The organism is Granulicella sp. dw_53 (genome assembly GCF_018449545.1).
Classification (GTDB): domain Bacteria; phylum Acidobacteriota; class Terriglobia; order Terriglobales; family Acidobacteriaceae; genus Edaphobacter.
Map to the genome: position 1 here is coordinate 59,377 of NZ_JAAVUR010000016.1, position 18,772 is coordinate 78,148.

Here is an 18,772-nt window from a genome sequence, read left to right on the forward strand (position 1 = left end):
TCCATCTCGGCTACCTATGGGCTCATGGGCCACTACCCCAACTGTACGTCGTGATGCAAGGGAACAAGTCCAGAGACACAAAGCCTGAGATCGCTGTGCGATCAGCTGTACATGCGCTAGGGATGCGCTATCGCGTCTCGGCGCGCCCGCTACGATACCTCAGGAGAACTGCTGACTTGGTCTTTCGCAATGCAAGAGTCGCGGTTTTTGTTGACGGCTGCTTCTGGCGTGGATGCCCTAAACATCATGCGCCACCCAAGACTAATGCGAGCTATTGGGCAACGAAGATTCGAGGCAACAAGAGTCGAGACGAGGACACGCCAAAACGTCTCCGTGAGGAAGGCCGGACCGTACTAAGGTTCTGGTCACATGAAGAACCACTACGTGTGGCAACGCAGATCGAAGAAGTTGTAGCAACAAACAGTGTGATTGCAATAGATAAACACAATCGGATTGCTGAAAGGTCCTTCCGGGCGGTGCAATCGGCAAATCGAAGTGACCGCGCTCGCGTTCGAAATATTCATCGAGCTGCGAACGGACCACGTTGAAGGCCGCCGTGGTCTTCGATTCCAGCGAATCTGATTTAGGTCCCCTGAGGTGATCCGGCATGGTATAAACCCACAGAACTCTGTTCGTTTTCAACGGGGTCATGCCCAATGGCGACTCCATCAAAGAAATGCTCAATTATGGGCGTTGTGTCTTCCTTCCGGCGACGGGCCTGCCCTCTCGAATGCCATGTTCTGATGACTGCGAGTCGGCTTTGATCTTCTAGGCCCAAATAGAGATGACCGATTCAGCAGGTATCGATCTAAGGAATGCTTCTTCACAAACACATGGCCCTGCTTGCGGGAGGGCAATTATCCAAATTCGGGAGATCCGCTCGGCGCAAAGGACCGCGGTTTCACGTTTCGTTGTTTAGTTTTTTTCTGAGCTACGTTAGAAACGCTAGAAACAAGATATGTGATTTTCCTTGGGAAGTGGCCCACTAGGTTTTTAAGCAGGTTAGCTCCAAGTGAGATGAAATGGTCTTTCATCGATAGATGACTGCATCACTGTGATTATGAATGGCAGATCTACGTTTATAGTAGCCATACATCCATGCCCTCCTAATCACCGGCGTCGATCTGTTCATAAGGCACCGCCTACGCCCTCCGCGTTCATGACATCCTTGCGGACTAGATCGTGGCGTTAGCGCGTTGCTGCCAGCGATCAGAAGTAGATTTCCGGATAGCATATCCAAAACAGCGAGCCTGTCAACGATACTGAGGTCGCACTTGGAGCTCCAGAAGCGGATGAACCGGCTCCAACGCTTTATTTTTGGAGCGTTTGGGCAGTCTCTCGCGTCAAATCTTCACCCATGGACTCAACTTTCAGGTGAGCGGGAAAGCCGTTATAGGTTCTCGTGTGTGTAACGGTTTGAATAAGTTGTCTCTTAAGGATTCTCGATCTATGGCAATTCTTTACAAATATCTAAAAGGCTTTTGGAAGCTGGCGCTCACTGCGCTCGGTCTTGCGGCGATCAATCAAGTCTTTTCACTGCTTGATCCTTTGATCTTCCGTCACATCATCGACTCCTATGCGACACGACATGCCGAATATACCAGCGCCCAGTTTCTACGAGGAGTTGGCCTGTTGCTGTCCGCAGCAGTTGGCGTGGCGCTGGTCTCGCGCATCGCGAAGAACTTCCAGGATTACTTCGTCAATGTCATTACCCAAAAAGTAGGTGCTCGAATCTATACGGATGGCATTCGCCACTCCCTCGATTTGCCGTACACGCTATTTGAGGATCAGCGGAGCGGTGAGACCCTCGGCAAGCTGCAGAGGGTCCGCAGCGATGTTGAGAAATTCCTTGCGTTGCTCGTAAACATGGTTTTTACGACGGTCGTCGGGCTGATTTTCGTCACCATCTATGCTGCCAAAGTCCACTGGTCCATTGCGCCTGCGTATCTTCTCACAGTTCCGTTGCTCGGTGGCCTCAGCTCTCTCCTAAGCCGCCGGATCAAGAATGTTCAAAAACGTATCGTGACCGAAACCAATGCTCTCTCCGGGTCTACAACGGAATCGCTACGCAACATTGAGCTGGTGAAAAGCCTGGGCCTGGCACAGCAGGAAATAGAGCGGTTGAACGCGACTACCGAGAAGATTCTCAAGCTCGAACTAGAGAAGGTTCGCTATCTCCGCAGCCTCAGTTTCGTTCAAGGAAGCTTCGTCAATCTTATACGAACTTCAATTCTGTTTCTTATGCTCTATCTGATCTACTCGCAGCGGATTACCGTGGGTCAATTCTTCTCGCTGTTTATCTACTCCTTCTTCGTATTCGGGCCGTTGCAGGAGCTGGGCAATGTCGTAAACGCGTATCGCGAGACGGAAGCGTCTCTCGACAACTTCGAGGAAATCCTGAAGATGCCGGTGCAACAACGGCCTGAACATCCGGTAGCGCTTTCTTCTCTCGAGACGTTGCGATTCACCGATGTGTCCTTCCAACATCAATCGGCATCCTCTCCGGCACTGAGTTCGATCTCCTTCGACGTGTCGCGTGGACAAACAATAGCCTTCGTGGGACCGTCCGGCGCGGGCAAGACCACACTCGTGAAGTTGCTCGTTGGACTGTACCAACCCAAGAGCGGACACATCTATTACAACGGAACGCCTGAGGACCAGATTGCTATTGAAGACCTGCGCGAGCGTATTGGGTTCGTCACTCAAGACTCTCAACTGTTTTCCGGCTCGATCCGGGAAAACCTCCGCTTTGTAAAACCTGAGGCAACAGACGAGGAATGTCTTGAGGTCTTGAAACAGGCTTCGGTAGAGGGCTTGTTGGAACGCGGAAGCCGCGGGCTAGACAGCGTGATCGGCGAAGGGGGCGTCAAGGTCTCAGGCGGAGAGAAGCAGCGGCTTTCCATTGCGCGCGCCCTTTTGCGGCGGCCTGAGTTGCTGGTCTTCGATGAGGCTACATCGGCTTTGGATTCCCTGACGGAAGAGGAGATCAGCCAGACGATTCGCGATGTGGCAGCAAGGCGTCACGCGATTAGCATCCTGATCGCCCATCGGCTTTCCACTGTCTTGCATGCCGACTGTATCTATGTCCTCGAAAGAGGCCGGATCGCGGAACGCGGGAGCCACGACGCATTGCTTGCGGCAAAGGGCCTTTACTACGCCATGTGGCGGCAGCAAGTCGGAGAAGGGGAGAAATTCACAACGGCGATGTCGAGCTAAGCATCCCTGCCGAAACCGCCGACGATCTTCGTCCACGCCGGCCTGTCTCTCATCTATATATCATTGTTGGTCGAGACTAGCCGGGCCTTTCCCCGACGCGTTCAAGATGCGCTCATAGTGCTGTTGAGCGCAGGGATCGTGAAACAGAAGGTGGTTCCAGAACCCTCATTACGCTGTGGCCAAAGACGACCATTATGTAGCTCGATGATGGAGCGGCAAATTGGAAGTCCCATCCCCATGCCATTGGCTTTCGTCGTATAGAATGCCTCGAAGATTCTGTCCGGATCATGAAGTCCGACACCATTGTCTTGTACCTCGACTCGAATTGTGACATGGTCATGGACCTTTGTTCGCACATACAATTTTCGTGGTCCGTCCATGACTAAGTCCATCGCGTCAAACCCGTTAATACATAAATTCACCAGAACCTGCGCGATCTGGACACGATCTCCCCATGCCTCCGGGAGTTCGGGCTCTAAATCGATCTCTACGCCAATTTTTCTTTTACGAGCCTCGCTACGAATAAGATTCCGAACCTCCTTCGCTATGTCATTGATATCGAGCGGTACTTTTTTGAAATCACCACCTTTGAAAAGGGTGCGCATTCGTTGTACAACTTCACTCGCGTGGTAGCTACAATCTAAGATCTCCTGAACAAGCTCGCGCGTGTTGGCAACGTCGACGCTATCAGCTGAAAGAGATTCTGCACACATGTGCGCGTTGGCTATGATGGCCGTCAACGGCTGGTTGATTTCGTGTGCAATCGATGCGGATGCTTCGCTGAGGGTAGCTAACTGCGAAGCTTGAGTCAGCTTTTCTTCAAACCTTTGCAAAGATTCTTGCGCGAGCTTGCTGGCAGTTACGTCCATTGCGGCGCCGATATATTGAAGGTCTCCCATTTCATCGTGGACCGCCTTTCCTAAAACATGAACGAACTTGACAGAGCCGTCAGACAATAGAAAACGATGCTCAAAATCCAGATCGGCCCCTTGTCTCGACGAAGTTTCCATTGTCTCTCTTACCGCAGCCCTGTCTTCTGGATGAATCCTTTCTTGAATCAGTTCTAAAGTAGGTGTTATGTTCGGATCGACACCGGCAATTCGAAAAGTTTCTGCTGACCAGACGATATCTCCGCTGGAAACATGCCATCCAAAACTACCCGTACGGCTCATCCTCTGGGCTGCTGCTAAATAGGATTCGCTTAGCCGGAGGGCATTTTCGGCCCGCTTGCGTTCTGTAATATCGCGAACAAAGATGACGGCTGCACTTTTACTGCTTCCGATGACTCTGCCGAAGGTAACTTCGGCAACAAATTCAGTTCCATTCCTATGAAGGCCAGTCATCTCGCTAACCGATGCTGCATTGTCACCTCGGAACCGCGGTACAAAGCGGACGATAGGTTTTCCTATCATCTCAGCGCCGGAGCAGCCGAAGATCTCCGTGGCAGAGGGATTGACTAATAAGATCTCGCCTTGATGCCCGATGGAAAGAACACCATCGAGGGATGTCTCAGTAATGACCCTATGTTGCTCTTCCACTTCGCTACGGACTCTGTCCCCACGTTGTTTGGCTGCAATGATGAGGTTGATGCTCACGGCTGTAGCAATAAAGGCGGCGACACGCGGATAGCTGGAATGCTCAGTGAGCGGGGCCTGAGGAGAAAGGAACAAATAATCGAAACTTACAATAGAAAGAACAACCGAAAAGATGCCGCATTCGGTCCCTCCATAGAGGCTGCAAATCACGACCGCCAAGAGAAAACATGAGGAGGGCGCGCTTGAAATCCACGAGAGTGCTATCGCAGCAGAACCTACACCCGTTGCGAAGAAATAAGCCTGGAATCTAGAAGTCATCCTCATCTGTGGACAATGCCCGCCTTCCTAGATTCTAAGCTGAGTTCGAAAGTCTTCGAACGTCAACGAGATCCGGCCTCCTGCTGTGTACACCCAAGAAGGTACATTCCTTCAGACCCCAGTTCTTGCAAAAAGGGTCGCTCTTTGGTTGAGGAGAGAGCCGAAAAGGTTGGCTTTGACTTTCATCATTGTTGTCTCAATTGTCGGCGGATGCATTTGATCGCAAGCTTGGCTCAATAGCTAGGGCAGAAGTTCCGTTCGCGTCGCTTGCCGGCCAAAACTGGCGAGTCGGGGACACCTTTTAGCTTGCCCTGCTTAAAGCAGCGTGCACGACGCTGATCAGCCTCTTTCGGAGGCTGATCTCGCCTGCGCGACGCTTCCCTTCCGTTTCTACAATCGGTTACGACTTCTGCCAAACAATAGGTAGATAACCACGAGAGCTAGGACAAGACTAAGGCCGCCACCGCCGTAGTAGCCGATTCCAGGACCCATGTAGTATCCGCCACCGCCGAAAAGAACTAACAGGAGAATAAGGATAATGATAAGAGGCATGCCCGAAAGTTTAGCACGTCATCTCTTGAGAGTTACCGCGCCGGATTTGATTTGAGCCAATAACCGTCGGGTATCAGACACACTAGCTCTAGGCATGGGAAGCTGATTTCGGACTACGCATCGGTTTGACTATCGTGGCCGATCCTCCGGCGCATTCAATGCAAGTGAACTACCGGTCAACCTGAACGGAATGACCTTGTAGCTCAGATTGTCGAAGTCCGGATATAAAATCGCACCGGACTCAACCTTTGGCGAAATCTCGACCAACATCTCTTTGCTATGTGCCGAAATCTCCGATTTTTCACTCGATAAATGATAGTGCAATGTACCTTGGGGCAAAGTCCGCGTCAGGTCCAACATCCCAGAGTCAAGCGGCGGAAAGAGGCTATCGAAACCATAACCTCCACATTGACCAGGAAATCGAGACACTAAACGAATCATCTGGCTCGCATCAACGCTCGCTTCGAAATCCAGCTTACCTTGACAGCGGAAATCGACATGCAGATTATTCACTCGGATCATGTCCCCTCGATATCCTGCGAAGGCCGCTACATATTGATTGGAAGAATAGCCCGCAACTGTATCGTCCAAAGAGAAAACAACGGGCTCATGGAGGGAGGACAGCAATTCAACGTACCTTCGCGCCATGGTCCAATTGCTTCTGGCAGCCCCCACCTGCTTCTGGTAGCTGGAACATATAAGGTAGGCTCCACAAACACCTGCTGCCACCATCAGTGACGCAGCAACCCTCTTCAGCACATTGCCCTTCGCTCGATGCACGCAGAGCGCGAGGCTCAGGAAGAATAACGGATAGAAAACGCCACCAAATCTTCGGGGAAGATTCAAGATCAGTGGCATAAAGAGACTTCCTGCACAAAAAAATCCGATCGCGAACACGGGATAGACTTCATCGCTGATTCGAACCTTGCCTTTTCGAAAGACACCCACTAACTTCTGTGCGCTATTCCAAACCAATACTGTCGCGACTATCCAGAAGACTACGTTGATCCCCAGTGCAAATCGCTCTACTTGCTTTTGGAGTATCGACGGGTTGTCCCATACCATTGCGGCTACAGGCCAGGTCAACATGCCTTCATAGAGGCGCGCAACCATCGTGCGAACCACCCCGTGCGAGCTTCGATTCATCAAAACGTAGAGACCATGCTCGTCTCGGAAATCAAACCAGCGAAAGAATTGCCACGCGCACAATGGAAGCAGAAAAGCCAATGAAATCTGAAATCGTTTTGCCAATCCCAATTCATCGAACCGGAGGAAGACGATTGCCGCAGCTAAAGGCGGGGCAAATAATGAAGCCTCCTTTGTAAAGATGGCCAACATCAAAAATATCCAACATGAGATCAAGGCATCTGAAATCAGTGAAAGTACGCCGCACAACACCAGCAGTCCGCATAGTAGATCAAATGCAAAAGTAGGATCAAGGAGCGACGCTGTATCGATCGAAGGCGCGACAACAACACACAAAGCGGTCGCTGCACTTAATCGCCATCCCAAACCCAGTTTTTGCTCCGCAATAAAGTAGGTCATTCCACCTAACAGAGCAATAATTAAATAATTCACCAATAAATATGCAGCCCAATGGGCTCCGAAGATCGCCCAATTCAAAAAAAAGACAAAATTCACCATCGGTCGGATGAAGTTAGATGAGTGTTCCGAAAGGTCCGGGTACACATAGAGGTAATTATGAAACCCCTTCAAAACCCACTCCGAATAGTTCGGATGAAAGGGCGGACAAGAGTTAACCAGAAGTGCAAAATTATCAGCGCGTGGAAAGTAGTAAGTGCGGATAAGAAAATTCCACAGTAAAACCAAAGTCGCAAACACTACCGCTGAAAGAAGGAGACCGTGGATGACGTTCAGACCGACCGATCGTTTTTGCTTAAAGGCCTGCTCTTGCATTGATGAACCTCTTAAATGGACTGCGACGGAGTGCTCCACTTATGGCCGCACATGTACTTGCGATCCCCTTCAACGAAGGGGAATGGGAACACATCTCATGATGGCCGGGGAACGCTCAGTTGCCATTCCTAGATCCTGTTTAGCTGAAGTATAGGTCATAAATATACATACATCGCAGGGATTCTGCGATTTGGATTTCTATGGTGTACCAATCGACAACGTTTCTTCAGGATCGTCCTGATCGTCACGAATCTCTTTCATGTCTCTCTTGACCACGGGCATCTATGATGTCTACGAAGGTAGCATTCGAACCCACGACTTCCACCGGGAGCGCACCAATTCGGTTTACAACAATGCAATCCTCCAGACTCTTATTGAACTGACAGTTCGTTCGAGGTAGATCACGAGACAGGCCATTCGGTCCCGCGATGTTTGGTCATTTCTTATTAGAAACTCGGGTGATTTTTTAAATAGTAGATAGACAGTGGCAGAGCGGGGTATGGGATATCAAACATGTATTCTCTTACAACTGCAGACGCAACTTCATCCTGGTGAGCAGAGTGGAGACTGAGAGCATGAATGCAGTGAATACGACTGCACGCGATATGCCCCCGAGACCCCAGCTGAAGTGGGTTTCAAAGTAGGTAAAGCCCGTGATGCCGAGGATGTAGTACCAGAAGTCAGGCAACAGATAGGTGAGGAGGGTATTGGACCCGGCGGAGCGAACCCAGAAGGCCCACTTGGTGTGTTGTTTCACATCGCAAATGAAGAACAGGAGCGTGAAGAGAAGTGCTGTTGCGCCGATCGTGTAAAGACACCAGGTCGGAGTGGCGCGGATCTTCGAGATGCCGAAGGGAGAGAGTAGGCGCGCGGCGAGAAGTGAGAGCACACCAAAGATGGTTGCAGGTATTGCTTTCTTGCGGAAGGTATCGAAACGTGGTTCGAGGAAGAAGATGGTCGTGAGGGTGATACCAGCGAAAGCAATGCATGGCATGGAGCCGTTCTGCAGGGGGAAACGGTACCAAGGCAGGTGCACGTTGAGATAGTGGCCTGAGCATGCGACATTGAAGGCCGTGAAGGCAACGAACCAGACAGCGGGCGCCCAAAGCCAGCGACGGGTAACGAGGTAGAGCAAGGAGACGGCGAAATAGGTATAACCGATGAGACCGAGAATCTCCGGATAGTCGTAGGAAAGCCAGCCTATGGAGCCATCGCGATTGTTGTGACGAAAGATGGCCGCAAGCACCACCAAGGCCACGAACCCGAAGAAACGCAGGCCGCGATAGAGATTACGACGAAGTTTATCTTCGGTCTTTGGATAGACGACCCAGACGAGACACGCGGCGAGGAGCGCAGTGAGCCCCCAGGCGAATTGCCCCATACCGTACATAAGAGCTGGGTTTCCGCGGGAGCCGTTGGCCAGGATGATACCGAACACAAGCAGAGCGACAGAGCGTAGTGCGAGATGTCCGAGCAGCGCAAGTGTGTTATCGCCCTTCTTTATGCGAGCTTGGATCGCGAGTGGAATCGCCATGCCAAGGATGAAGAGGAAGCCAGGAAAGACCATGTCGACGTAGGTCATCGCGTCGATCTTGCTGGGGGCGTGATACGTCCACCAGGGCAATCCTTTTACCCCTGCAAGCTCGTTGACGAAGATCATAACCGCGACGTTGAGACCGCGAAGGATATCAAGCGAGACGATTCGACGATGAAGTACCGTCTGTGGAGCAAGCGGGTGTTGCGCTGTGGATGCGATAGTGCTCATGGTCCAGGAGGGTCAGTATACGATGCCGTGGCGTGGCGATCCAATATGAGTCCGTCCCAACGGCGGAATATCGTAGGGAGGATACTTTCCTTTGTTTTTCTGGCTGTTTCGACACGGCCCTTACCGCGTTGGTCGGAAATCGGACCACCACCGCATTTTCTAGACACGGTCATTGTCGCGCAAACCCGTTCTGCCGTGCGCCGCAACACGCAAAAGTCGGTTGTTGACCTCAACCGCACACTCTTCGATCTGCTAAAACTTAGACTCCTCCACTTTCTTTGAAAGGAACTTCATGCGTAATGCACTCCGTAGCCTCTCCCTGCTTGCCGTCGTGACTAGCCACCCCCTCGCCCCGCAACCACTCTTTGCGCAGACGGCCACCGTCGCGCGCCTTCAAAGCTCGGAGGATGGTCTTGTCTCCCTGTTGCACACAACAAAGGCAGGCATCACGCTCAACTACGTAGAGCAGGGGGATCCCAAGGGCCCAGTCATCGTTTTGCTACATGGCGCAGGCGACTCCTGGCACTCGTATGACCGCGTCTTCCCTCTCATCCCATACCGCTTTCACGTCTATGCCATTACCCTGCGCGGACACGGCCTGTCGGATCATCCTGAAAAAGGCTTCAGCTCCATGGACTTTGCCGGGGACATCCTCGATTTCCTCGACGCAAAGAACATCCACCACGCCACGCTCGTAGGTCACTCGCTGGGTAGTTTTGTCGCCCAAAAGGTCGCTAAGCTCGACAATGGGCACCTCGATCGCCTCGTCCTCATCGGCTCCGGCCCCGGTCTCGTCGATCCATCCAAAGAACAGACCTCCGTCCTCAGCTCCTTCAGCACGCTGAAGGACCCTATCTCCTATACTTTTGCGCGCGACTTCCAGGCCAGCACCATCTACTTCCCCGTACCCGCGCGCTACTTTGAGCTGTGGGTCGCTGAGGCCCAGCGGGTTCCCGCCGCCACCTGGCGCGGTCTTAGCCAGGGTCACAAAGACCCCGCCTCGGACCTCAAGAATATCCATATCCCTACCCTCGTTCTCTGGGGCGAGAAGGACTCTATCTTCAAGCGCGCCGATGAGGATCTCCTCGTCCGCACCCTCCCGCACGCGCAGTTCTCCGCCTATGCGGAGACCGGTCACGCCTTACATTGGGAGAGGCCAGAACGTTTCACGCGCGAACTACTCGCCTTCATCCGCAGCAGCAACGCCACAAACAAGTCTGCCGCTCATCCTCTCTAGGAAGAGAGGTCCGGCTGTTTGAAATTAGCGAACAGGAAGCGCAGCGCCCGAAGGTCGCTGCGCTTTTCTCTTACCGATGCACCTATTACCGCTGCTTGCATCGATTCCCTTCGAGCGGCTGATAATCCGAGCCTTCTCGTCCTATGGGATGTAGTAGCGGAAGCTGGTATAGACCATATTATTCGTGGCCTTGGGACTACCCCCGATACCGGTCCATCCTTCTCGTGTGAGGTAGCTGTAAGCTACGCCGTATTGAAGCTTTCCAGCCGGTCCGTTGTAAAAGCGGTAGACCCACCCGACTGAACCTTGGATGATCGCTCGTGTGGCTCCCAGGCATATGCCTGTCCCTGGAGCAAAGCCAGTCCCTGCTGTCGGTACAGCTTCCGTATTGCAGCCGGCATTACTGGCAGTCGGCGGCGCATACCCTACTAACTCTCCGGTTGTGGGATTTCTGTAATAAGTACGCTGCGCGTATTCTGTGCCGAAGTAACTGAAGAGATCGAGATTTTTCTTTGGACGAACCTCAAAAGATAAAAGAGTCTGCGAATTGCGAATCGGGGCAAGTGTACCGTTAGGATGAACCGTTATGTCTGGCAGAAGCGAAGCACCGTAGCGGCCCGTTCCGGTACCCGCAACGAGGTGAAGACCGAGATCGGCCTTCTTCGTCACGGGAAAGCGAGCACTTGCGACGAAGCCGCCACCGAGCTTGGTGTCGTTCTGCGCTCCTGCCTCAGTCGTGATGGCGGGGTAGTATCGGTCGCGGAAGAACCGAGCGATACCGCCAATCTCGTAATGGCCATAGCCCGGATCAAAGGCCACTTTAGCGATAACATCCGGCGCAACCTGGTTGGTGTAGTTTGCTGCCGAGTTCTCCAAGCCCGCCAGCGAGCCTGCGTTCCCAAAGAAGAAGTTGGTCGGCGCATTCGTAGCGGCAAACTGGTATTGCGAATTCTCCAGTGCAACCGCGACAGTCATCTTTGGCGTGATGGAATCCTGGAAGCGGAACCCCGTCTGACGAACATACGTAAAGCCAACATGAAGATTTCCGTCAAAGAAGATTGGAATTGCCTCTTCTCCGGGATTGGTAGACTTTCTGTTTTCTGTCATCAAAGTCCACATCTGGCCGCCGGTGAACTTGAAGTCCCCGAACGCGGCCTGACCCCAAGCCTGCCGTGTTCGTAAGGTGTAGCTATTGCTCTGCAGATTGTTCGACGTGATACCGGCGGATAGAAAGTCGCCTTCGAAGTAGCCACGGATCGTTCCAAAGGGAGCCTTGCCACTTACCAGCAGAGAGAGACGGGACTGCCGGGCGGTCGGTAGAAACTCGCTGGTCCGTGCCTCGCCGGAGTTCATGTACGGTGTGGCGTTGAAGTTGGTGTAAATATCGGCGTTCATGGCCCGCTGTCGCCAGATCGTTTCGCCGGCCAGGAAACCTCCAGGAGTAAGTGTCACGCCCTTGTAGTGGATTGAGGCTGGCTCATCGATACTCTTTTGGATCTCCACCTGTGTGGTCTGAACCTCTTTGACTGTGATCGCGTTGGAGCTACTCTCCGTCCGTAGAGTCGACACAGTCGATTGGAGCCCGCTCATAGTCGTGGCATTGTCATGCACTGAGTTATCGATCGCCTCAACCCTTGCAGCCGTCGTCGCCACCTTCTCCTGCGTTGATTGCGTACCGGTACTCATGGCCTCAATCTGAGCATCGCGTGCGGCGAGTCGAGACTTCAACTCGTCAATTTGGCTCTGGAGGTCCTGCCGCATCTGCTGAATCTGCGTTTCCAGGGAAGGAACCGACGCTTTCTTCGTCGCTTTGCGGTGCGGCCGTGTCGTTATAGCCGTTCTATTCTGCGGCAATGCGAGGGGGGTGAAGCTCAGCGGGGATGCGAGCAACAAGACTAGCTTGAGCGAAATCTTCATAAGGCCTCAAAAGTGAACTACAGAGAATAATAGGTTCGATGCCGAATGTTAGGGATCGATCAGAGCAATGTTCGACAGATTCGCTACGGAATGCTTTTGCCTCGATAGGCAAGCAGAGATCCGGCAGAGACCAAGAAGGTAGTGAGCACGACCTACAGTGTGTGCCGACGATGGCGAGCACTCTTTGAAATGTTGGCTACCTTGGCACTGCGACCGAACGGCTACGGAAGTCCCGTGTGGTACGCACGGCGGCCTCGATGGGTAGCTGGTCCTTGCAGAGTTCGAGCACCTCGATGCATTGCAACGCGGTCTGCGAGGCCTCATTCGTCGAGATCCTAGGGTCCTCCTGAACGGGGCGTAGAGAGTTCGAGCCAGACACCATGGATGGATTCGCGATCCCTCCACCCTGGGAGAGCAGCATGGCGACCGCTTTCCTGGCGTAAGCAATGTTACCGGTCTTGGCATAGACATAGGCGGCGAGACGAGGTCCACTCTGCCCGGGCGGCACGTATTGAGCTTCGGCGCCTTCGTTGTGCGTGGTTCGATCCTTGTCCCATACCTCGGACGGTGCAATACCAAGTCGGCACAACTCAAGCCAGGCATCTTCGAAGTCCTTGCGTCCGAGCAGCGGCACCAGCTCGAACATGACCTCACCGCCGCCCTGGATGGTGGCGAGATTATAGTTGGCCGGCACGAGCGCGTTCGTCTGCGGATTTAGGATTGCAGTAAGCTTTCCGGTCGCGTTGTCGAATCCGACGGTGGCTGCCAGCGCCTTCGAATTGGCCTCCGGCTTGCCGGTCTCGAGGCCATACGGCATCGCCAGAATCGAATCTACGCCATTCATTATCTTGTCGCGCCAACTCTTGTCGCCAGTGCGTTCCCACTCCGTCATCCAGTTCCCGGCCAGGGCGAACCAGTCCGGGCCAATGCGGATGCGTACGGGCGGCTCACCGGCCAGCTTGGGCTCGGCTTCGCGCATCGGATCGAAGTTGCCGACGCTAATGCCCGAGTGCTCAGCAGCTTCGCGGATGATGTCGCCGGTGCGCTCGTCGGTGGTGAGGTAGTAGAAAGGCCGCCAATGGGCTGCTTGGCTAACGCGGGCCTCCTTAGCGCCGTCGCCCCACTTGACGACGTTGTGTCGAGAGCCAAGACCGCACATGGGGCCGAGATGGTAGGTGTCCGTCTCGCTGGTATTGCGGGCATGAGCCTCGGCCAGACGGAAGAGGTCGGCACGGCCGCTGCGCAGGTAGCTATACCAGAGCCAGAGCGGTGCGCCAAGTTCGGTATTGTCCCACGCGTGACCGCCCCAATCGTAGTGCCAGACGTGCCGCGCAGCGGAGTAGGAGTGGATGAAGTCGCCATACTGCCAGAAGCCATACCACGAGCGATCGTCCACCTGACGCTGGTAGTAGGCAAGGACGGAGTCCAGACCGTCCTCGATAGATTTTTTGAATGGAGTGGAGCGGTCGGGCAAGCTCCAGACGCCGAAAACACCGGTGGAGTGAAGGTACTCTGGCGTGGCCGCGAGCAACGGGAGCTGGGTGCCGACGGTAGCCATCGCGACCGTATCAGCTTTGCCGAGAAAGGCGGATGAGGCGAACAGGGTGAGTTCGCTGGTGCGGGCGACTCCGTGGGCCGTGGAGAGGCCAGGTTGCGCGTCTTCGTAAGCAGCGGGGAGGCCGTGGCCGTGGGTGTCGTAGAAGCGCATATCCATCTCGGGCGCGTCTGGAGACCACAGCCATGCAATCAGTTTGGCGCTGGGACTGGCGGCGTTCTGCACTTCGAGCGCAGTGGGAAACGACTGCCAGAAGTTGCGAATGCTGATGGCGAGACCGCCGCTCAGGTCGCCTGCGTAGACCAGACCAGAGGCGCGTGTTCCTGAGGCAGAGAAGATCCAGGTACTCTCCGGGCCAGTACGCTTGCTGATCGTGAATCCGTCGGGACTGGGTTGGATGAGTTTGAAGTCGTTCCAGACAGCGTTCTGCCCAAAGACAGGGGGAGGGCTAAATGGCTGGCCGGACTCCTGCGCAGCGTTGCCGCCACCAGGTTGTAGCGGCTCGGACCAAAGTCCACCATCGGAGCCGGTAAATCGGACCGTGCGGTTGAGCGCCGGGTCGCGCATGGGAACGTCGATCTCGAGACCGAGGCCGCGGACGAAGTCCTTCTCCTGGTCGCCGTCGAAGATGATGGTATGAACGACCCTAATCGAGGTCTGGCCGGAGTAGAAGTAGAGGCGCACGGTGAAGGGCAGCCACTCGCGTTGCGAGGAGGCGCCGCGATGCATGCCTTCGATCTTGACGACGGCGCGGACAGGCCCGGATTGCTCCACCGTGACCTGCTTCACATTGGACAGGAAGCGTTCTCGCTGCGGGGAGTCTTCGGGATGATTAGCCGGTCCGCTCTGCAAGATGCAGACGAGTTGTCCGGAGCTGGCGACTTCTTTTCCGGCGATGCTGATGGAATTGATGAGATTGGAACCGCTGAGCGGGATCGCGCACTTGAGCGCACCTGTGTCGACGAGAACAGATTTGCCGTTGTTGGTGACGTTGAGAGCACCCGCGAGGGCGGGGGCGGAGGCGGGGGCGGGGGCGGGGGCGGGGGAGAGCGTAACGGGACCCTGGAAGCTGCCGGGCAATACCGTAGCAAAGCCAGTCCACTTGATCGAGCCATCCGACCAGTAAGCCAGTGGCCAGCTTTGCAAGGGCAGGTTCCGCTCCTGTGAACTCAGATGAAAACCTGAGTTGCGCGAGACGGCGCCTTGTGGCCAGGGGACACCCCAACTGATTCCGGCAGGCATCGTAGCTGGTTCCTTGTTGAGCAAACGCAGGTCGACGGGACGCAAGGTGGTCGGGCCCGCTGATGCGATTCCATCAGCGGGGACCGCCTCGGCATAGAGACTACTGTCGACGAGGGAGGAAGTAGAGATCGCGGCACTGACGAAGGCGGCATCCTTCAGGAACTCCCGGCGAGTTGTTTGCCTCACAGATCATCTCCGAAACAAGTTTAGTTAGTTGGTACTGACCGCCTATTATCTGCTGCTATTGCTGCGGTTGGGAAGCGATGGCGTTCGATAATCGGGGCGGACAGTCTGCCAGTGATGAAAGAAACGTGCCGCCTATACGCTCACGGCTTATGCGAGTGCGCGTAGAAGAAGACCAATGCAAGAGAGAAAGAATAGAACGATGCGCATCTCCGGTTCTCCAGGCAGGGATCAGAATAGAGGCGGGCAAGCTGCTATGCTCGGGTCACGGAGCTATGAAGCGTACTCTTTTGCTGCAACGAATCCGGAGTGTAGCCGTATGTGCCATCATTTTGGTAATGGCAGCAGTCACGGTATGGTGTCAGGCAACTCCTCCAGATAAACGATTGCACGCTGGCAAGGTGCTCTACGCAGATGACTTTACCCACGGTCTGGGCTCCTGGCGTGTGGAGATGGAGAAGCCCGGAGCGGTAACTGGAAAAGATGGCGTCCTCGACATCGATGTTCCGGCGGGTGTAACGGTTTGGTTTCGTCAGGAGTTGGACGGACCGGTGATGATTCAGTACGAAGCAACGGTCGTCTCTGCCAGCGGGCCAAATGATCGCGTCAGTGATTTGAACAGCTTCTGGATGGCCACAGACCCGAGGGCGCCGGACGATCTGTTTGCCCATGAGCGATCCGGCAAGTTTGCGGAGTACAACCTCCTCAGCATGTATTACGTGGGCCTTGGCGGCAACGGTAACACCACCACGCGCTTTCGCCGTTACATTGGCGATGAAACAGAACGCCCACTGCTTCCGCAAAACGACCTCTCCGTCTCCCAGCAGCCGTCCAAAGGGATCGTTCCTAATAAAGTGCAGACCATCACCTTGATCGCGGACGAACATATCATCCAGTACTGGCGTGATACGGAAAGGATCTTCGAGATGATCGACCAACAGCCTTATACCAAGGGTTGGTTCGGTATCCGGACAACGAAGAACCATATGCAGATACGCAATTTGCGAATTGTGCGTCTGGTCAGTTCTGAAGATGCGTCCCTCACGAAGTCCAGGAAATAATCGCGGCGACTATGAATCAACGCTTGCCGAGGACTCCAGATCAACGCGAGCCCAGACAATTATTGCCCGGACACCGATCAAATGATGTCGGGTAGCCAGGGTGTGCACTGTCTTCATGAAGACCATCGACCACCACATGATCCTTAGTGATTAGTAAAGGACTGCCACACATGATGCATCTCGGACGAAATCACGACAAGACTATGCCGATACATTGATGGATGCCCTATTGATTTTCATTATGAGCGTTGGCCTGCTTGTCTGATCCGCCAAAGACTACTTCTTCGGTGGAGGTTGTTGTAGTACCAAATTTCGGATTGATGTATTGCTCCAGAAAGGCAAGTTGCTTCTGCCATGCGTCCAGACGATGTGATGGTTGAGCAAATCCATGCAACTCGCCCGGATAGGTGAAATAGAAAACAGTCTTGTGATGCTCCCTCAAAGCCTTTGCGAAAAACGCGGAGTCCGCTGGAGGAACTTGCGGATCATTTTCTCCATGCATGATGAGGAGAGGCGTCTTGACCTTGTCGACTTGTAGCAAAACATTGGCCTGACGATAGATTTCAGGTTTCTCTGTTGGAGTTCCGCCCATCTTCATCATCCAACGGATTGCCGAAGGCGGATTAGTCCGTTCAACGAAGAGTTGACGGTCCACAACACCATACAACTCGATGGCGGCGGCAAATAGATTTGGATAGTGCACTACCATGTACGCTACCATCGTGCCTCCGTGACTTCCTCCTCCGATGGCAAGCCGTGTGGGATCGGCGAGGCCGCGGGCGACTAGATATTGTGCGCCAGCAGCTACGTCATCGACTTCTCCACCGTTCGAATCTTCGACATTTAGGTTGCGGAAGACCTCGCCGTAGCCGCTGCTGCCCCTATAGTTGGGTTCGAGTACCACGTAGCCAGCCTGCGCAAGAAATTGTGCCCATCCATCAGCACGAAACACATCTTGCGACTCTGGACCACCATGGATCCATAGGACAGCAGGCAACTTCACGTCAGACTTTATGTTGCGCGGCGTGTAGAGCAGACCGGCGATCTCCTTGCCGTCTTTGCTCTTCCATGTAACACGTTCCGGAACCCGTGCGGATGCGGAAAAGTTTTTCGGCGTGGTCTCTGTAAGATGTCTTGGTCGCGACTGCGTTGCGAGATCCTGCACCAGGAGATCAGAGGTCTCTACGGGAGATTGATGATTGAAGTAGATACTCTTACTGTCAGGCGCCCACTGTGGATGTGACACCAGACCGGGAATATCAAATTTTGCTACCTGATGTGCTTCGCCCCCATTCGTAGGGATGGTCCAAAGATTCGTAGCTTCGAGCAGACCACGGTTGGATATAAAAGCGATACTCTTACCGTCGGGAGAGAAGACCGGATCTTCGTCTTCGAAGGCCCCTTCGGTAATCTGTTTGGGCTCACCGCCCTTTACTGGAAGCAGGTACAGATGGCTCCATCCCGAATTTTGGAGGAGAGTGGCAAGAGTATGGCCATCTGGAGACCAAGCAGCACTGCGGATCGACCATCCACCACCGCGATCTACGGGAGATGTATAGAGCACAACGGGAGCACCAACAGGCTGACCGCCGCGGGAGTCGAACCTGAGCAAATTAAGGCGGCCGCTGAAGTACTCCTTCTCCCGAGTGACGTAGACAATCTCGTCGCCACGGGGAGACCAGTGACCATCTTCAGCTGCCTCTTTTGTGGAGGTCAGATAGCTTGTCGTATTGCCATCATCGCTAACAACCAAAAGGCTGTTAACTCCACGCCGTCCACTCTGAAAGAGAATCCACCGGCCTTGGGGAGACCAACGGGGAGCGCGGTCCGTCGCCTGGCGTGGGTCACCAGCGCCTCCGGGGGCGTTTGTAAGACGATGTGGAGTTCCTCCATTCGCAGAGACAATCCAGATGCTGCCCTGGCTAGCATAGGCTATACGTTTGCCGTCGGGAGACCAGTCGAGCCCAGACTTTTCGCCCTGAGTGCTGGTCAGTTGCACTGGCCAGCCCCCTTGGGTCGGCAGTAGGACAATCTGGCCATCGCGTGTTAGAGCTACTGTCTTGCCGTCAGGGGAGAGGGTCGATTCAATGACTGGCTTTAAGGAGAGCAGATCCTGCAGAGTCAGGTGGCCTTCCTGTGCAACGGCGGCATCACTGGAAAAGTAAAAAGAGAATAGGACGATGACTGAAGCATGAAATAGTGGGCTACGGAGAAAACGCAATGGTTCAGCCTTTCCTTACTGTGAGGCGCGAGCGCGACGGTATGAATACCGCT

12 protein-coding genes are annotated in these 18,772 nt (G+C 54.1%); 5 read left to right on the forward strand and 7 right to left on the reverse strand.

Annotated elements, in window-relative coordinates:
- The first annotated feature begins 53 nt into the window (after positions 1-53).
- Both HB393_RS20750 and HB393_RS20755 read left to right on the forward strand, forming a co-directional pair.
- Positions 54-548, forward strand: a complete 495-nt coding sequence (locus tag HB393_RS20750; protein ID WP_255551429.1) for a very short patch repair endonuclease — start codon at positions 54-56, stop codon at positions 546-548.
- 901 nt (positions 549-1,449) lie between these two features.
- A complete protein-coding gene (locus HB393_RS20755; protein ID WP_213807121.1) occupies positions 1,450-3,216 on the forward strand; it encodes an ABC transporter ATP-binding protein in 1,767 nt (588 codons plus the stop codon).
- 101 nt (positions 3,217-3,317) lie between these two features.
- Here HB393_RS20755 and HB393_RS20760 read toward each other — a convergent pair whose 3' ends face one another.
- The 3 genes from HB393_RS20760 to HB393_RS20765 all read right to left on the reverse strand — a co-directional run bounded on the left by HB393_RS20760 (position 3,318) and on the right by HB393_RS20765 (position 7,538).
- Positions 3,318-5,069, reverse strand: coding sequence for a PAS domain S-box protein (locus tag HB393_RS20760; protein WP_213807122.1), 1,752 nt, complete (start codon positions 5,067-5,069; stop codon positions 3,318-3,320).
- A 390-nt stretch (positions 5,070-5,459) separates the two neighbouring features.
- Entirely contained in the window at positions 5,460-5,621 is a 162-nt protein-coding gene (locus HB393_RS25380; RefSeq protein ID WP_255551431.1) for a DUF3309 family protein, read from the reverse strand.
- A 129-nt stretch (positions 5,622-5,750) separates the two neighbouring features.
- The gene (locus tag HB393_RS20765; protein ID WP_213807123.1) at positions 5,751-7,538 is read right to left on the reverse strand and encodes a hypothetical protein; all 1,788 of its coding nucleotides are present in this window, start codon (positions 7,536-7,538) and stop codon (positions 5,751-5,753) included.
- Between the two features lie 259 nt (positions 7,539-7,797).
- Here HB393_RS20765 and HB393_RS20770 point away from each other — a divergent pair, with 259 nt between their 5' ends.
- On the forward strand, positions 7,798-7,938 hold the full coding sequence (locus tag HB393_RS20770) for a hypothetical protein (RefSeq protein ID WP_213807124.1): 141 nt from the start codon (positions 7,798-7,800) through the stop codon (positions 7,936-7,938).
- Between the two features lie 123 nt (positions 7,939-8,061).
- Here the strand turns inward: HB393_RS20770 and HB393_RS20775 are convergent, their stop codons facing one another.
- Complete coding sequence (locus tag HB393_RS20775) at positions 8,062-9,303, reverse strand: DUF5009 domain-containing protein (protein WP_213807125.1); 1,242 nt, start codon at positions 9,301-9,303, stop codon at positions 8,062-8,064.
- A gap of 292 nt (positions 9,304-9,595) precedes the next feature.
- Here HB393_RS20775 and HB393_RS20780 point away from each other — a divergent pair, with 292 nt between their 5' ends.
- A complete protein-coding gene (locus HB393_RS20780; protein WP_213807126.1) occupies positions 9,596-10,540 on the forward strand; it encodes an alpha/beta hydrolase in 945 nt (314 codons plus the stop codon).
- Positions 10,541-10,681: 141 nt separating this feature from the next.
- Here the strand turns inward: HB393_RS20780 and HB393_RS20785 are convergent, their stop codons facing one another.
- Positions 10,682-12,457 carry a hypothetical protein gene (locus tag HB393_RS20785; protein WP_213807127.1) on the reverse strand — a complete coding sequence of 592 codons (1,776 nt, stop codon included), beginning with the start codon at positions 12,455-12,457 and terminating at the stop codon, positions 10,682-10,684.
- A gap of 196 nt (positions 12,458-12,653) precedes the next feature.
- Complete coding sequence (locus tag HB393_RS20790) at positions 12,654-15,440, reverse strand: hypothetical protein (protein ID WP_213807128.1); 2,787 nt, start codon at positions 15,438-15,440, stop codon at positions 12,654-12,656.
- A gap of 272 nt (positions 15,441-15,712) precedes the next feature.
- Between HB393_RS20790 and HB393_RS20795 the strand changes: the two genes are divergently transcribed.
- Positions 15,713-16,498 (forward strand): DUF6250 domain-containing protein, encoded by a 786-nt coding sequence (locus HB393_RS20795; RefSeq protein WP_213807129.1) that lies wholly within the window; start codon positions 15,713-15,715, stop codon positions 16,496-16,498.
- 226 nt (positions 16,499-16,724) lie between these two features.
- On the opposite strand, the gene HB393_RS20800 is transcribed toward HB393_RS20795, so the two are convergent.
- Entirely contained in the window at positions 16,725-18,719 is a 1,995-nt protein-coding gene (locus HB393_RS20800; protein WP_213807130.1) for a S9 family peptidase, read from the reverse strand.
- Between the last annotated feature and the right edge of the window lie 53 nt (positions 18,720-18,772).

Bases quoted from the DNA above. Each gene is read 5' to 3' on its own strand.
- HB393_RS20750 (WP_255551429.1), top strand. From the start codon at position 54: ATGCAAGGGAACAAGTCCAGAGACACAAAGCCTGAGATCGCTGTGCGA.
- HB393_RS20755 (WP_213807121.1), top strand. From the start codon at position 1,450: ATGGCAATTCTTTACAAATATCTAAAAGGCTTTTGGAAGCTGGCGCTC.
- HB393_RS20760 (WP_213807122.1), bottom strand. From the start codon at position 5,069: ATGACTTCTAGATTCCAGGCTTATTTCTTCGCAACGGGTGTAGGTTCT.
- HB393_RS25380 (WP_255551431.1), bottom strand. From the start codon at position 5,621: ATGCCTCTTATCATTATCCTTATTCTCCTGTTAGTTCTTTTCGGCGGT.
- HB393_RS20765 (WP_213807123.1), bottom strand. From the start codon at position 7,538: ATGCAAGAGCAGGCCTTTAAGCAAAAACGATCGGTCGGTCTGAACGTC.
- HB393_RS20770 (WP_213807124.1), top strand. From the start codon at position 7,798: ATGTCTCTCTTGACCACGGGCATCTATGATGTCTACGAAGGTAGCATT.
- HB393_RS20775 (WP_213807125.1), bottom strand. From the start codon at position 9,303: ATGAGCACTATCGCATCCACAGCGCAACACCCGCTTGCTCCACAGACG.
- HB393_RS20780 (WP_213807126.1), top strand. From the start codon at position 9,596: ATGCGTAATGCACTCCGTAGCCTCTCCCTGCTTGCCGTCGTGACTAGC.
- HB393_RS20785 (WP_213807127.1), bottom strand. From the start codon at position 12,457: ATGAAGATTTCGCTCAAGCTAGTCTTGTTGCTCGCATCCCCGCTGAGC.
- HB393_RS20795 (WP_213807129.1), top strand. From the start codon at position 15,713: ATGAAGCGTACTCTTTTGCTGCAACGAATCCGGAGTGTAGCCGTATGT.